11 protein-coding genes are annotated in these 14382 nt (G+C 60.0%); 6 read left to right on the forward strand and 5 right to left on the reverse strand.

Features of this window, described 5'->3' with window-relative positions; genetic code table 11:
• The first annotated feature begins 35 nt into the window (after positions 1-35).
• Positions 36-1172 (forward strand): efflux RND transporter periplasmic adaptor subunit, encoded by a 1137-nt coding sequence (locus AC1DMK_RS24515; RefSeq protein ID WP_477862804.1) that lies wholly within the window; start codon positions 36-38, stop codon positions 1170-1172.
• Complete coding sequence (locus tag AC1DMK_RS24520; RefSeq protein WP_477862724.1) at positions 1169-4366, forward strand: efflux RND transporter permease subunit; 3198 nt, start codon at positions 1169-1171, stop codon at positions 4364-4366. Before AC1DMK_RS24515 ends, AC1DMK_RS24520 begins: the two co-directional genes overlap by 4 nt.
• Here the strand turns inward: AC1DMK_RS24520 and AC1DMK_RS24525 are convergent.
• From AC1DMK_RS24525 to AC1DMK_RS24540, 4 genes are all read right to left on the reverse strand, one after another.
• Complete coding sequence (locus AC1DMK_RS24525) at positions 4361-5368, reverse strand: acyltransferase family protein (protein ID WP_477862726.1); 1008 nt, start codon at positions 5366-5368, stop codon at positions 4361-4363. The genes AC1DMK_RS24520 and AC1DMK_RS24525 overlap by 6 nt on opposite strands.
• Positions 5369-5421: 53 nt before the next feature.
• Positions 5422-6687 (reverse strand): O-antigen ligase family protein, encoded by a 1266-nt coding sequence (locus AC1DMK_RS24530; RefSeq protein WP_477862727.1) that lies wholly within the window; start codon positions 6685-6687, stop codon positions 5422-5424.
• Positions 6688-6696: 9 nt separating this feature from the next.
• On the reverse strand, positions 6697-7983 hold the full coding sequence (locus tag AC1DMK_RS24535; RefSeq protein WP_477862729.1) for a polysaccharide biosynthesis/export family protein: 1287 nt from the start codon (positions 7981-7983) through the stop codon (positions 6697-6699).
• A 75-nt stretch (positions 7984-8058) separates the two neighbouring features.
• Positions 8059-8739 carry a sugar transferase gene (locus tag AC1DMK_RS24540; RefSeq protein WP_037062496.1) on the reverse strand — a complete coding sequence of 227 codons (681 nt, stop codon included), beginning with the start codon at positions 8737-8739 and terminating at the stop codon, positions 8059-8061.
• A 767-nt stretch (positions 8740-9506) separates the two neighbouring features.
• Here AC1DMK_RS24540 and AC1DMK_RS24545 point away from each other — a divergent pair.
• A complete protein-coding gene (locus AC1DMK_RS24545) occupies positions 9507-9779 on the forward strand; it encodes an exopolysaccharide production repressor protein (protein WP_037062497.1) in 273 nt (90 codons plus the stop codon).
• A 133-nt stretch (positions 9780-9912) separates the two neighbouring features.
• A complete protein-coding gene (locus AC1DMK_RS24550; protein ID WP_477862732.1) occupies positions 9913-10914 on the forward strand; it encodes a glycosyltransferase family 2 protein in 1002 nt (333 codons plus the stop codon).
• 25 nt (positions 10915-10939) lie between these two features.
• On the opposite strand, the gene AC1DMK_RS24555 is transcribed toward AC1DMK_RS24550, so the two are convergent.
• The gene (locus AC1DMK_RS24555; RefSeq protein WP_477862734.1) at positions 10940-11899 is read right to left on the reverse strand and encodes a glycosyltransferase family 2 protein; all 960 of its coding nucleotides are present in this window, start codon (positions 11897-11899) and stop codon (positions 10940-10942) included.
• 583 nt (positions 11900-12482) lie between these two features.
• On the opposite strand from AC1DMK_RS24555, the gene AC1DMK_RS24560 reads away from it, so the two are divergent.
• Positions 12483-13565, forward strand: a complete 1083-nt coding sequence (locus AC1DMK_RS24560; protein WP_477862736.1) for an acyltransferase family protein — start codon at positions 12483-12485, stop codon at positions 13563-13565.
• A gap of 3 nt (positions 13566-13568) precedes the next feature.
• A complete protein-coding gene (exoK, locus tag AC1DMK_RS24565) occupies positions 13569-14360 on the forward strand; it encodes an endo-1,3-1,4-beta-glycanase ExoK (protein WP_477862738.1) in 792 nt (263 codons plus the stop codon).
• Positions 14361-14382: the final 22 nt, after the last annotated feature.

Raw genomic sequence — 14382 nt, forward strand, 5'->3', positions numbered from 1 at the left:
CTTTCTCGCTCAAACGCGCGCTTCTGCTGGCCAGCATGATTGCGCTGCCCATTGCGAACGCGGCAGCCCAGGACGCGCCGCCTCCCCCGCAAGTGACCGTTGCCAAACCCGTGGTCCGCGACGTCATCGACAACGACGACTTCATCGGCCGGTTTCAGGCCGTCGACGAAGTGGCCGTCCGTTCGCGTGTCGGCGGTTATTTGCAGGAAGTGCACTTCACCGACGGCACTCTGGTCAAGAAGGGCGATCTTCTCTTCGTGATCGACCAAAGGCCGTTCGTCACTGCCCTGAATGAAGCAAATGCGGCCCTGGAGGTCGCGAAATCGACGCTGGTCTATGCCGAAGCACAGTTCAAGCGGGCCGAAAGCCTGGCCACCAGCGGCAGCCAATCGGTTTCCATACTCGATGATCGTCGCCGTGAATGGGTTTCGGCCCAGGCCAACGTTCGCGGCGCCCAGGCAACCGCCGACCGCGCGTCGCTCGACCTTGAATATACGAAGATTACGGCTCCCCTCAGCGGACGCATCGACCGCCGGCTGATCTCCACGGGCAATCTCGTCCAGGCCGATCAGTCCATTTTGACGACAATCGTTTCGCTCGATCCGATCGACTTCTACTTCGATGTCGACGAACGGCGGCTGCTCAATTTTGCCCAGACGGCACGTGAACGCGGCAGCGATTTGCAGCAGGGCGGTGGCGGCGTGCAGGTTCAGGTGAAGATCTCCGACTCCAACGAGCAACCGTTCAAGGGAAAGATGGACTTCGCCGAAAATCGCATCGACACTCAAACCGGCACGATCCGCATTCGCGCCCGCTTCGACAATCCGGACTACATTCTCCAGCCGGGGCTTTTTGGCCGCGTCTCCGTCGAGGCGTCGAATACCTACAAGGCGATCCTCATACCGGATGAAGCGATCGGCTCCGACCAGAGCCAACGGGTCGTCTACGTCGTCGGGGACGACGGAACGGTGTCGGCAAAGCCGGTGCGACCCGGCCCGCGGCTTTATGGCTACCGCGTTATCCGCGACGGCATGGACGGAAACGAAACGATCGTCGTCAACGGCCTGATGCGCGCCCGCCCCGGCAGCAAGATCACGCCGCAGATGATCGAGCTGCCGCAGAGCCGCGACGACATCCCGCCGGAAGCGGCAGGCATGGAGCTCAGCCGATGAGGTTTGCACACTTCTTCGTCGATCGGCCGATCTTCGCGTCCGTTCTCTCCATCGTGCTGCTCATCGTCGGCGGCATTGCCTATTTCCAGCTTCCGGTCGCGCAATATCCGGAAATCGCACCCCCGACCATCGTCATTCGCACGGCCTATCCCGGCGCCGATGCCGAAACGATCGCCAATACGGTGGCAACGCCGATCGAGCAGGAGGTGAACGGCGTCGAGGACATGCTATACATGTCCTCCTATTCGACAGCGGACGGCTCCATGTCGCTGACGGTCACCTTCAAGCTCGGCACCGATCTCGACAAGGCGCAAGTCCTCGTCCAGAACCGCGTGGCAATCGCAGAGCCCCGCCTGCCCGAGGAAGTCCGGCGCATCGGCATCACGACGGCGAAGAGTTCGCCTGACCTGATGATGGTCGTGCACTTGCTCTCGCCGAACGAGCGCTACGATCAGCTCTACGTCTCCAACTATGCACGCACCCGCATCCGCGACACGCTCGTTCGTCTCGATGGTGTCGGCGACGTCATTCTGTTCGGGGAGCGCGAATATTCGCTGCGCATCTGGCTCGACCCGCAAAAGCTGTCGGCCTACGGCATGACATCCTCGGACGTCGTGCAGGCATTGCGCGATCAGAACGTACAGGTCTCCGGCGGCTCCATCGGCGGGCCTCCGACGTCAGGTACCAATGCCTTCCAGTACACGGTGACGACGGAAGGCCGCTTCTCAGATGCCCGGCAGTTCCGTTATGTCATCGTGAAGGCAACGCCGGACGGCCGTCTCGTTCAGCTGCAGGATATCGCCCGCATCGAGCTTGGCGCCAAGGACTACGTCACCAACAGCTATCTGAACGGCAAGCCGGCGGTGGCCCTCGGTATTTTTGCCCGACCCGGCACCAATGCCCTCGACGCCGCCGCTTCGATCCGCAAGACAATGGACACCGTCTCCCAGGATTTCCCGCAGGGCCTGTCCTACGACATCGTCTACAATCCGACCGAGTTCATCGCAGAATCGATCCACGAGGTCTACAAGACGATCGCCGAAGCTGCGCTTCTGGTCGCCATCGTCGTTCTCGTCTTCCTGCAATCCTGGCGGACGGCGATCATTCCGATCGTCGCCATCCCGGTCTCGCTGATCGGCACCTTCGCCTTCCTGCTCGCCTTCGGCTTCTCGTTGAACATGCTGACGCTCTTCGGCCTCGTACTGGCGATCGGCATCGTCGTGGACGACGCCATCGTCGTCGTGGAAAACGTGGAGCGCAACCTTGCAAAGGGCATGACACCCCGCCAGGCCGCCCATGTCACCATGGATGAAGTCGGCACCGCCGTTATCGCAATCTCGCTGGTGCTGATCGCCGTTTTCGTGCCGACAGCCTTCATCCCCGGCCTCTCAGGCCAATTCTACCGCCAGTTCGCGGTGACCATTTCGGTGGCAACGGCGATTTCGGCTCTCAATTCCCTGACCCTGTCACCGGCGCTCGCCGCCCTCGTTCTCAAGCCTCACGAAGAAAATCACAAACGCGGCAACGTCTTTTCCCGTATCGGCGGCGCATTGGCGGACGGTTTCAACAGGGGCTTTGACAAGGTCAGCGCAGGCTATTCCTGGATCGTCCGGCACACCGTCCAAACCGTTGCGGGCCGCTGCATCGCCCTGCTGGTCTTCGCCTGCCTGCTCGGCGCCACATACTATATGAGCAGGATCGTCCCGAGCGGCTTCGTGCCGGTCATGGACCAGGGCTACGCCATCGTCGTCGTGCAATTGCCCGACGGTGCTGCCCTGTCGCGCACCGACGCAGTCATCGAGCATGCCTCGGAGATCATCAAAAACACGCCGGGCGTCAAGAATGCCGTGGCATTTTCGGGCTTCAGCGGCGCAACCTTCACCAACGCCTCCAATGCGGGCGTCGTCTTTGCGGCCTTCGACACGTTCGAAAACCGGCTTGAGCACGGGCAGACCGCCAACAAGATTATCGGACAGCTGTACGGCAGCCTGCAGGCGATCCAGGAAGCCTTCATCATCGCCATTCCGCCACCTCCGATCTCCGGCATCGGCAACGCCGGCGGCTTCAAGATGCAGCTGGTGGACCGCGAAGGATCCGACATGCGCCGCGTCCTTGGCGCTGCCTACCAGCTGATGGGAACCGCGAACAAGACGGCCGGGCTTACCGGTGTCTTTACCACCTTCTCTGCCAGCAGCCCGCAGTATTTTCTCCAGATAGACCGCGATAAGGCGCGCGCGCTGAACGTTCCGATCCCCAATATCTTCGACACGCTCTCGATCAACCTCGGCACGTCCTACGTCAACGACTTCAACGCCTTCGGCCGGGTCTACCAGGTGCGCGCACAGGCCGACCAGCAGTACCGCGTCGAGCGCGATGACATCCTGGCGCTCAAGGTGCGCTCGGCAACCGGCGCCCTCGTGCCGCTCGGAACGCTGATAGATATTCTCGACACCAGCGGCCCATCGCTCGTCCAGCACTACAATATGTACGTCTCGGTGCCGGTGCAGGGCAACGCGGCGCCGGGCATTTCCACCGGAAGTGCGCTCGACACGATGGAGGGCCTTGCCAAACAGATCCTGCCGGCGGGAACGGCATTCGAATGGACCGAGATCGCCTTTCAGGAAAGAAACACCGGCAATACCGCGATCTACATTTTCGCACTGTCCGTCGTCTTCGTGTTCCTGGCGTTGTCAGCGCAGTATGAAAGCTGGGTTCTGCCGCTCGCAATCATCCTGATCGTCCCCCTCGCCATCCTGGCCGCACTGATCGGCGTGCACCTGCGAGGTATGGACAACAATATCCTCACGCAGATCGGCCTGATCGTGCTGATCGGTCTGGCGGCGAAGAACGCGATCCTGATCGTCGAGTTTGCAAGGCAGGCGCAGGACGATGGAAAGTCGGCCGTCGAAGCTGCCATCGAGGCCAGCCACCTGCGTCTGCGTCCGATCCTGATGACGGCCTTTGCTTTTATTTTCGGCGTCGTGCCGCTGATGCTCGCCACCGGCCCCGGCGCCGAAATGCGCCAATCACTGGGGACGGCCGTTTTCTCCGGGATGCTTGGCGTAACGATCTTCGGCCTGTTCCTGACACCCGTTTTCTACGTCGTGCTGCGTGCACGCCGGCGGAAGCCTGCCCCGACCGCCGGAGCCGAAACGTCCGCCGCCGAAGAACCGGCGGTCGAAGCCTCGTCATGACGGCCGCCGCGCGAGCGCGCCCTGCTTCGGCCGCGTGCGGGAGAACAGCTTTCTCAAGGGCTTTTCGACGAGTTCGTAGGCCGCAACGCCAAGGATCGTTCCGCCGATGACCGCTACAAAGACGGTAGCGGCAGTCGAGAGGCCGACAACGCCGGCCGCCTTGACGATCACCGAGATTGCCAGCGTATGCCAGAGATAGATCGAGTAGGACGCATCGCCGAGATAGGTCAGAACCGGGACGCGGCCGATGCTTCCATCGGCTTCGAGCGACACCATGCCGTAGACGAGAGCCATTGCGAGGGGACCGCAGATCGCCTCATCGAAATCGGCTCCGATCAGGAAGATGGCAGCGAAGCCGGAGAGCGACGCGCCGATACAAGCCAACCCCAGGCTTGTGCCGGCAATCCAACGCCGCAGCCAGAGCTCCGCCAGGAACACACCGCCAAGAAATTCGAGGATGATCGGCCGGGTGTAGGTATGGAGAGCCGGTGACGCCGGTTGGACGATCAGTCCGATCAGGAAGAAGCCGCCGAAGGCAGCCGACAGGAAAATCAGCCTCCGGTTTCGCGGCAGGAAAAGAGCGCCCGCGAAGAGCACATAAAAGAAGATTTCGAAATTCAGCGTCCATCCCTGCACCAGAACCGGCCAGATCTCGCCGTTGCTCGGCGATATCATGGGAACGAAGAACAGCGAGGCGAGAACATGCGCCCCCGTCAGCTGGAGGTTCGGAAAGAGGCCTGCGACGGCACCGAGGATCATCACGGCAGTCACCAACCAGTAGGAGGGGGCGATCCGGCGAATGCGGTCGAGCAAAAAGCCCTGCGGCGTCATTGGCCGGCGCTCGCTGATCACCCACATGATGAAGCCGCTGATGACGAAGAACACGTCGACGCCCGCCGCACCGATCGCAAAGTGCTCGCCCGACTTTTCCGCCGCGTGAAAGACCACGACGGCAAGCGCCGCAAAGGCGCGCAGATATTGGATGCCGTAAAGAGTCTTCATCCGGTTCCCTCGAACAACCGGTCAGTGCCGGTCTGAAAATGCAAAAAATGACGTTATGGCATAACCGGTTGTGGCGGCCTCTCGCGTCGCCATGTCCCGGCAACCGGCTGGCGACGTGAGACCGCCAGTTTCCCGGCAGCGAAATAGAAGAGAAACGTGCCGACGTTGTAGGGCGTCAGAATGTCGATCTCGACGAAGGAGCGGATCGTGAGCAGCACCGCAATCGAGAACAGCAGATGCGACTCGTCATTCCTCAGGTCCTCGATCAGACGGCGAAGATGCCCCCACAGAACCTTCAGGAGCGTCACAGCAAGGATCAGCACCCCGGCCAACCCAAGCTCGACGGCCGCCTCGATGTAGGTATTGTGAAAGTGGAAGCCGCTTCGCGAGCCGATAAAGAACTCTTCCCACAGGCGCTCGGGTTCGGAGAACCCCTGAACCCAGTAGGCCTGGTATCCGACACCGAAAATCGGGTTCTGCGTTGCCGCCTCGATGCCCTGCTGCCAGAGATAGGTGCGCCCCGTCAGCGTCGAATCCTTGCCGAAGATACCGAGCACGGCATCGACCGCACCGAGATAGACGCCGGCGACCGCCAGCACGATGAAGGCGACGCCCCCGCCCACGACCAGCAGCTTTCGCTGATCGGGCGACAACGACAGGACGACCCGAAGCCCCAACATCAGCGCGATGACGACCACCGTCGTCAGCACCGATGTTGCCGATTGGCAGGCAAGCAGGCAATAGGCCGACAGCATCCCGACCACGCCCGCAGCTGCCATCCAAAGACGGCGCTCACCGAAGATGAAAACGGCAGCAACACAGACAATGAGACCGAGCGACGCATAAAAGCCGAGCTGGTTCTTGGAGGCGAAGGCACCGACGAAACTGAACGTGCCGTCAAGCGGGTCGTACTCGTAATAGCCGAACAGCAGGGAATAGATGAGCACGATGCCGACACCTGCGATCATGCCGACCGTCAGCGTCCTCACATCGAGCACCCGCACGGCAACCAGGGCGCAGATCACCTGCGTCAGATACTGGATGCTGGCGCGCATCGAAACACCGGGAACCGCAGACCAGAAGACCGACAGGAACGCCAGCGCGGCGAAGGCAAAGAGCCAGGTGTATCTGTTGTAGTTCCCAAGCACGGTCCGATAGTCGACCGCGATCAGCGGCAGCCAGAGCGCATAGTACAGCAGGATCGCCACCTGCCCGAATTTGATCGAATAGGCGAAGCAGAAAAGCGATAGCGCCACGGCGGGAACGGCATAGGCTGCATTCCCGCCGGGCTGAATGAGCGCCGACTTTGCGATACGCATGCTGCCTCGCTACCTCATATACAGTCCGGCAGTCACCTTGATCAGGTCGCCGGGCTGCAGTGCGGTATTCTCCTGCACCGGAATTTCCTTCGGCTGTCCGTCGACGTCGCGAATGATCGAATAGGCGATGCTCGCCGCACCGCTCGCATTGTCGAAACGCGCCGCGTCGGTCGACTGCGTGAGCGCCTCGGACATCAGCGAATTGCTGGTCGTGAGCTTGAGGTTGAGTTCGTCAAGCTGCGCATCGGCATTTTGAAGCTCCTGCGCAATCTGAGCATCCCGATCGTTTCGAAGCGTAATCTCGTCCTGGTTGGCCTTGCTGATGTCCTGCTTGGCCTTCAACGAATTGGTATCGATATCGAGAAGCGTCGCCTCGATATCTGCGGCACGCTGTTCGGCGGCCATCTTGCGGGCGCTCAGCGCCAGACCCTTCTCCGCCAGATCCTCGACCTTGTCGCGGTCTTCGGTTGCCAGCTGAAGCTGGCGGCTCTGCGTCTCGGTCTTCTTGGCCAGCGTCTCGACTTCGCTCTGCAGCAATGCCCTGAGATCATCGAGGGCCTGAAGCTGCAGCGTCAGCCGCTTCTTGCGCGACGTCATCAAARCCGCCTCGCTTCCAAAAAGCGCCTTTGCCTCGGGCTTGTCCTGAAGCTCCTTCGGCATCTCGAACGTCTCCTGGTTTGCTGCTTCGGCGCGCAGGCGGGCCTGCTTCACCAGCAGCCGTGCCCGATCCGCCAGGTAAACGACGGCATCGCCCTTGGCGTTGATGAAGTCGCGGGCGAAGCGTTGGCCGGCCTCTGCGCGGCGGAGCCCGCCGGCAATACTCACGGCCTTGACGACCGTAAGGTTCGGGGCGAAGGGATATTCGCCCGGCTTTTCGATGTCACCGGATAGATAGACAGGCCGGAACTGCGACAGCTCGACGGAGGCGGACGGCCGATCCTTCAGGGCAAATTGCTTCTGCAGAGCCGAACCGATCTCCTGTGCGATCGCATCCGTCGTCTTGCCGGAAGCAGGCATATCGCCGACGAACGGCAGGGAAATGCTTCCGGATGGCCCGACCGTGTAGTCCCCGCTGATGACAGACCAGTCGCGGATCGTTCCGTCCGCCGTCTGCCACTCGGCGACGCGAATAGCGAGCTTGTCCATCACCCCAAGGCGGTATTCATCCGCGCTGACAATGCAAGAGGACAGCAGAAAAGCACCCAACCCGGCCGCAACTGCGATACCGGATTGCAGAGCGCGGCTTCGCCCGGCCTTGCCATTCCCGACCTTGCCATCAATGAAGCGTTTTTCCATAACTTTACCCGTATGTCGGCACGACAAAGCCTAAGGCGTTGCCGCGCAGTTTCTCGTTGAGCTTTGGATGCGCGGCTAGTAGCTGCCGCGTTGAGCGCAAACCGCGGGGATCGTGCGTGCGATGATCACGACATCCCGGACCAGGGACCAGTTTTCGACGTAGTGGGTGTCGAAAGCAACGCGGGCTGCATAAGAGACATCGTTGCGTCCGCTGACCTGCCAGAGACCGGTGAGGCCCGGGCGCGATTGCAGATAATAGACGGCCGCATGCTCGTACATTTCAAGTTCGTCTTGAACGACGGGACGCGGGCCGACGATGCTCATTTCGCCGCGTATGATGTTGAAGAGCTGTGGCAGCTCATCAAGGCTCAACTTGCGCAATACGGCACCGACAGCAGTCACTCTGGGGTCATGCTGCAGTTTGCGCGTTGCACGCCATTCTTCCATGGCTTGGGGATTGTTTCGCAGATACTCCTGCAAGACCTTGTCCCCTTCGGTGACCATTGTCCTGAATTTCAGGCAACGGAACTCCTGGCCGTTATGGCCGATACGGCGATGCCCATAGAAGGCCGGACCTTTGTCCGACAGCTTCACAAGCAACATCACCATCAAAAAAATCGGGCTTAGAAAGACAAGCCCGAGGAAGGCAGCGGACACATCAAATGCCCGTTTCGCGAAACCGCCGGTGGGCGGAAACACGCTTTCGTGAACTACGCCATAAAATGGCGAACTGTCCGATCTCGTCGCAGACTTCATAGAGGTAACTCCACTTATGTTTGCCGTTTGGTCGGTGACTCAGGACGCTTAGCTAGCGCTGACGAATTCCAAGTGTATGAGCGGATTTTGTTTTTTTAAGCCACATTTTTAAAACCAATTGTTTTCGAAGGGTTTTGGCAACGTTTGTTCAACTTTTTGTTTTTCAGAAGTCACTTATACATCTCTACATCCGGACGACTTCCTTGAAATAACCTTGCTGCGTTGTAATAAAACCTGCCGGCATTGCTTCGGCGTCCAAAACTACTGAAGTCTAGGTCGATGCGGTGGATCGGCGCAAAGTCATCGTTTGCACGAACGGCTTCTGCATCAACCGGATATTTGATCTTCACGCACTGCATTTTATTGCATCGCAGCATTGATTTTGCGGCGCACGCGCAAATCGTTTGAAATTAAAACTGTGTAATAAAAGTTGAACGCACAACGACGTCGGACCCGCCCCGGGAGGCCGAATTGTGGCACGAACAAGAACGTGTATTGCCAAATTCGACGCAACCTTTGCGCATAACGCAACTTTAATGATGTTGAGTGTTTCGCCGGGTTTGGCACCGATAAGTGGCATTTTTACCAAACGCCGGAACAAACATTTAAGATCGTGCTTGTACTACCAGACCGCGGACGCAAAAAACGTCTCCAGAGCTTCAGTTATAAGGCGAAGTCCTGTAAACATATCTACATAAAGGTCCTGGTGGGAGCTTTCGTACTCAATGATTGTTCATTGAACGAGGCCCCGATGGGGAGGCAACACAATGTATGCACCTCGCGTTTTTGTCAGCATGCTCGGCGCACTGGGCGTTTTTGCTGTCGCGACCTATTTGCTGAGCGGCTCGGTCTCCGGCACCCTCATCAAGACGGCGATTTGTGCGATTCTCCTGCAGGCGGGCTATTTCGGCGGTGTATTGTATCTCGTCTGGAAAGAAGCCAGGAGCCGCAACGCCAACCAGGCTGCTCCCAGCCGAAGCGAAGAGCCTGAAAAGCTGCACGTGGCACCCTTCAACGGCTCCGAACCCTTCAACCGCTGAGCATCCCTGCTGCGCGAATATTCTCTGCCGCCTTCAGCCTGGGAACGCCCCTCCGTAACATCATGTGAACCGCCATGCGTTGTCTGCTGCGCTCCAACGTCCTAGTTCTGGGGCGAAACAACGGAGGTAAAGCGTGGCTCAAACGGCTAGCATATGTGTGATCATCGCCGCAAAGAACGCGGCCGACACGATCCAGACCGCTGTAAAATCTGCTCTTCTCGAGCCTGAGGTGGCCGAGGTTGTGGTCGTCGACGATGGATCCGATGACGACACCGCCGAAGTGGCCAGGCGCGCGGACGACGCCAGCGGCAGGCTTACGGTCGTTCGGTTCGAAAAGAACAAGGGGCCGTCGGCTGCCCGCAACCACGCAATCGCAATCTCCTCTGCGCCGCTGATCGCAATTCTCGATGCCGACGATTTCTTCTTCGCCGGGCGCTTCCGCCGCATGCTCGCGCAAGACGACTGGGAGTTCGTTGCCGACAACATCGCCTTCGTGGACGCCGAGACCGCGGCACAAGCGCCGCAGAAACTCGATCAGTTCGCGGAGAACCCGCTTTTTCTCGACCTGGCGACCTTCGTGGATGGCAACATCTCCAAACGCGGCGTCCGGCGCGGCGAGATCGGCTTTCTGAAGCCTGTCATGCGACGGAGCTTTCTCGACCAGCACGCGCTGCGCTACCGGGAAGACATGCGCCTTGGCGAAGACTACGACCTCTACATACGCGCTCTTGCAAATGGTGCGCGCTACAAGGTCATCCATAGCTGCGGCTACGGCGCCGTCGTGCGTGGCGATTCCCTGAGTGGCAGCCACCGTACGGAAGATCTCGGCCGGCTGTACGAGGCAGACCGGGCGTTGCTGTTGGCCTTCACACTGCCGCCGCAAGCCGCCGAAGCCGTGCGGCGGCACGAGCGGCACATCCGCGGCAAGTACGAGCTGCGCCGGTTTCTCGACATAAAGGGCAAATTGGGACCAGCCGCCGCTATCGCCTATGTCGCAGCACACCCCTCAGCCTTTCCGGCAATCGCCACGGGCATCTTGTCGGACAAGACCGAACGCTGGCGCAATCCGTCCGGCGTATCGGTCACCGCCCGAGGCGACAGGCTGAGATATCTGCTGGACGCGGCGGCGAAGTAGCCCGGCTACTTCACAATTTGCCGGGCTACCTGGCGAGTTTTCCCGCCGCGAGCTGCAGAGCGCTCTGCAGCAGGCGGGGATCCTGAAGCAACCAGCGCGCAAGCAAGGCGAAATCGGGACGACGGCGCTGGCGAAGCAGGCCAACCTGGCTCCATAGCGCCTGCTTTCTCGCCTGGCTCTTGTGCGCCTTGATGGTGGCGATCTCACGCGGCCTTGCCGAGAACCGGCTTTCGAGCCGGTCGAGCGCCATCCAGGTGATGAACTGCTGCTTCAGGAATTCCGGCGACGCGTTGTCGACGCCATGGAAGATGTTGACGCCCTCCCCGCGCAGCGCTCCCGCATCGGCGCAAAGCAGGATCTTTCGGGCGGCCAGCATGCAATCGCAGAAGAACAGCACGTCTTCGGCAGCCAGCCTCAAGGCCGCGTCGAAGCGCACGGTCTCGATCAGCGGCCGGCCGATGACCATGCATGACATATGCAGGAAGGCCCAGTTGTTGACCATCACGCCGGCGACATCAGGAACGTCCAGAACGAGCGGCTTTTCCATCAGCCGTCTTGCGCCCTCGATCTGCTCCAGCGCGGCAATACCGAAATGGTAGTCAAATTCCTCGCCGCCCTCGATCGACGCCCAGTAGCAATCGCCGCCAAGCGTCTGCATCGCGGTGAAGGCATTCTCAAGGTGATCCGGCGTCCAGATATCGTCGGAATCGAGAAAGGCCACATACTTCGTTTCTGCCGCAACATGGTCGAGGCCGGTGTTGCGGGCCCCGCCCGGTCCGGCGTTCTGCTGGCTGACGACCGTAATCCGCGCGCGCTCTGGTTCGGTCAAAGGCGCCAGCTCGTCTGCCGGCGAATACGGTGACTGGTCGTCGACGACAATGACCTCGAAATCCTCAAAGGTCTGCGAGAAGGCCGACGCAAGCGCCCGGCGGAGAATACCGTCATCCCGCTGATAGAACGGAATGATGATCGTGAACGTCGCCATACTCTCTCCTTGAGAGGTTCGAATTGGTGCTTCAGTCCATGCACCTAGCGTCCGAGGTGGCTGGGCGCAAGCTGCTGCACTGCACAATCATCAGGGTCATTTCGTCCGAAATTTGTCAAAGCCTGCAAACAGGAGTACAGCCCACCCCTGTTCCAAAATGCAGCGCCGTCACCGCGGATTGCCCCATTCTGGCCACAAAAGGCGCGGTGCAACGCCTCTGCGATTGTAACATTCTTCACCAACCCGCAAAAACTTTCGTGTTCGGCTGCGGGTCGGAAACGGCTAAGCCAGTGAATATAATCATTTTCTTGAATGCACTGCTGACGCTGGCTTTGACACTGCCTCACCGCACTCTGCAGATCGCCAATTGAGCTGCCGTTACGGCAGGCGGGGATCGTTTCAAAGCGGGACCGACGATCACTTTTTGCTGCGGTGCCATATTTTCTTCCGTGAATTAGCCCTAGCTTCTGGGCTGCGGGCTCGAGTCTGCTCTGATTGAAACGGTCGCAAGGGGAGGTGCGGCCCAAAAGGGGTGACTGATAGCGTGAATGTTGACGCCAACGTATCCTCACGGATCAACCTGATGCGGATCGTGCTCATCTCGGGCATTGTGTTCGTTCATATACCATTCGATGTCGGGAGCAGTCCGTTCGACGGGGCCTATGGCACCTTTGACTGGATCAGAGTGTTTCTGACGGAAGCGCTGTTCCGGGTCGGCGTGCCATGCCTTAGCGCGATCTCCGGCTACCTGCTGTTTCGCGGCGGGCTGGAGAACTTCAGCTATCTGAAAACCGTGCGCACGAAATCGCAGACGGTTCTCTTGCCGTTCCTGCTTTGGAACCTTGCGTTCTTTCTGGTGATCCTTGTCGCGCTCGGCCTGGGGATCGGGAATGGGTACGTACCGGATCCCTGGCACGCATCCGCCCGCGATCTGATGACGCAATTGCTTGCAGTAGAGGATTTCCCCGTCAACGTTCCGCTTTATTTCCTGCGCGATCTCTTCGTCTGCATCCTGCTCTCGCCTCTCCTGGCGTGGCTGATCCGTCGTGTGCCCCTGCTCACGCTGACGGCGTTGCTCGTGCTGGCGTTGATCCCGGAGATGCCGCTGTACTTGGTCCTCAAGCGTTCGATCCTTTTCAGCTTCAGCCTCGGCATCTATATCGGCCTCTACAAGGTCGACCTAAAGGCGCTCGATCGCTTCGCCCCGGTCGGCGTGGCACTTTTGATCGCCTGTTCAGCGCTTCTGGCAACCGCCATCTACACGACCGGACCGGTCATTCCAGACTGGGTGCAGCTATTGCGGAACATGCTGGCGATCGCCGGCGCGCTCGGCTTCTGGCTGCTCTCGGCGCCGCTGATCAAAACGCAGATCGGTCAACGCCTGTCGAAGACCGGGAGCCTGAGTTTCTGGATCTTCTGCGCCCACTACCCGCTCCTCGTCCTCCTCTGGATCGTCTGGGGCAAGACGGGCGTAAACATCTATCCGCTGTTCTTCATGCTCTCGCTGGCTCTCTTGTTTCCGTTCTTGGCACTCTCCAACAGCCTCTGCCGCAAAGCGGCCCCGCGCCTCTACGCGGTGCTGACGGGCGGACGCACCAGGAAACAGCTGGAAAAGCCGGTATCCGCCAGGAACACCCCACCCGAACTCGTCTCACAGCAAAGGTGACACATGACGACCAAAATCGCCCATGCGCGAAAACTTTGCCCGACCCTCAGCCTTTTCGGCGCCCTGCTGCTCGGCGCCTCGTCGGCGATCGCCCAGCCGGCCAGCACGTCCTTCGTCGAAAACTTCGACACGCTCGACCGCAGCATTTGGTACATATCCGACGGCTGGAACAACGGCGCGCATCAAAACTGCACCTGGTCGAAGGACCAGGTCAAGGTCGACGGCGGATCGCTGCAGCTGTCGTTTTCGGAAGGACAATCCAAGGATCGCAACTATCTTTGCGGCGAGATCCAGACCAAGAAACGCTACGGATATGGAACCTATGAAGCGCGCATGAAGGCCGGTACGGGCTCCGGCCTGAACTCCGCCTTCTTCACCTACATCGGCCCCGCCGACAAACAGCAGCAAGACGAGATCGACTTCGAGGTGCTGGGCAAGAACGCCGGCCAGGTGCAGGTCAATCAGTACGTCAAGGCCAAGGGCGGCAACGAAAAGCTTATCCCCGTCGGCAGCAACGCCGACGAGGGCTTCAACGACTATGCCTTCGTCTGGGAGCCGGGCCGCCTGCGCTATTACCTCAATGGCAAGCTCGTTCAGGATGTCACCGACCCATCGAAGATACCGAGCAGCCCGCAGAAGATTTTCTTCAGCCTCTGGGGCTCCGACACGTTGACCGACTGGATGGGCCGCTTTGCCTACACAAAGCCGACGACGCTCGAGGTCGAGCGCGTTGCCTACACGGCCGCCGGCGACAAGTGCCAATTCCCTCAATCCGTCGCGTGCGCGCTCAACTGATCGAAGCCATCGGCTCGTAAAG

The sequence above is a fragment of the Rhizobium sp. 05L419 genome, assembly GCF_056397845.1.

Bases quoted from the DNA above. Each gene is read 5' to 3' on its own strand.
- AC1DMK_RS24515 (WP_477862804.1), top strand. From the start codon at position 36: ATGATTGCGCTGCCCATTGCGAACGCGGCAGCCCAGGACGCGCCGCCT.
- AC1DMK_RS24520 (WP_477862724.1), top strand. From the start codon at position 1,169: ATGAGGTTTGCACACTTCTTCGTCGATCGGCCGATCTTCGCGTCCGTT.
- AC1DMK_RS24525 (WP_477862726.1), bottom strand. From the start codon at position 5,368: ATGAAGACTCTTTACGGCATCCAATATCTGCGCGCCTTTGCGGCGCTT.
- AC1DMK_RS24530 (WP_477862727.1), bottom strand. From the start codon at position 6,687: ATGCGTATCGCAAAGTCGGCGCTCATTCAGCCCGGCGGGAATGCAGCC.
- AC1DMK_RS24540 (WP_037062496.1), bottom strand. From the start codon at position 8,739: ATGAAGTCTGCGACGAGATCGGACAGTTCGCCATTTTATGGCGTAGTT.
- AC1DMK_RS24545 (WP_037062497.1), top strand. From the start codon at position 9,507: ATGTATGCACCTCGCGTTTTTGTCAGCATGCTCGGCGCACTGGGCGTT.
- AC1DMK_RS24555 (WP_477862734.1), bottom strand. From the start codon at position 11,899: ATGGCGACGTTCACGATCATCATTCCGTTCTATCAGCGGGATGACGGT.
- AC1DMK_RS24560 (WP_477862736.1), top strand. From the start codon at position 12,483: ATGCGGATCGTGCTCATCTCGGGCATTGTGTTCGTTCATATACCATTC.
- exoK (WP_477862738.1), top strand. From the start codon at position 13,569: ATGACGACCAAAATCGCCCATGCGCGAAAACTTTGCCCGACCCTCAGC.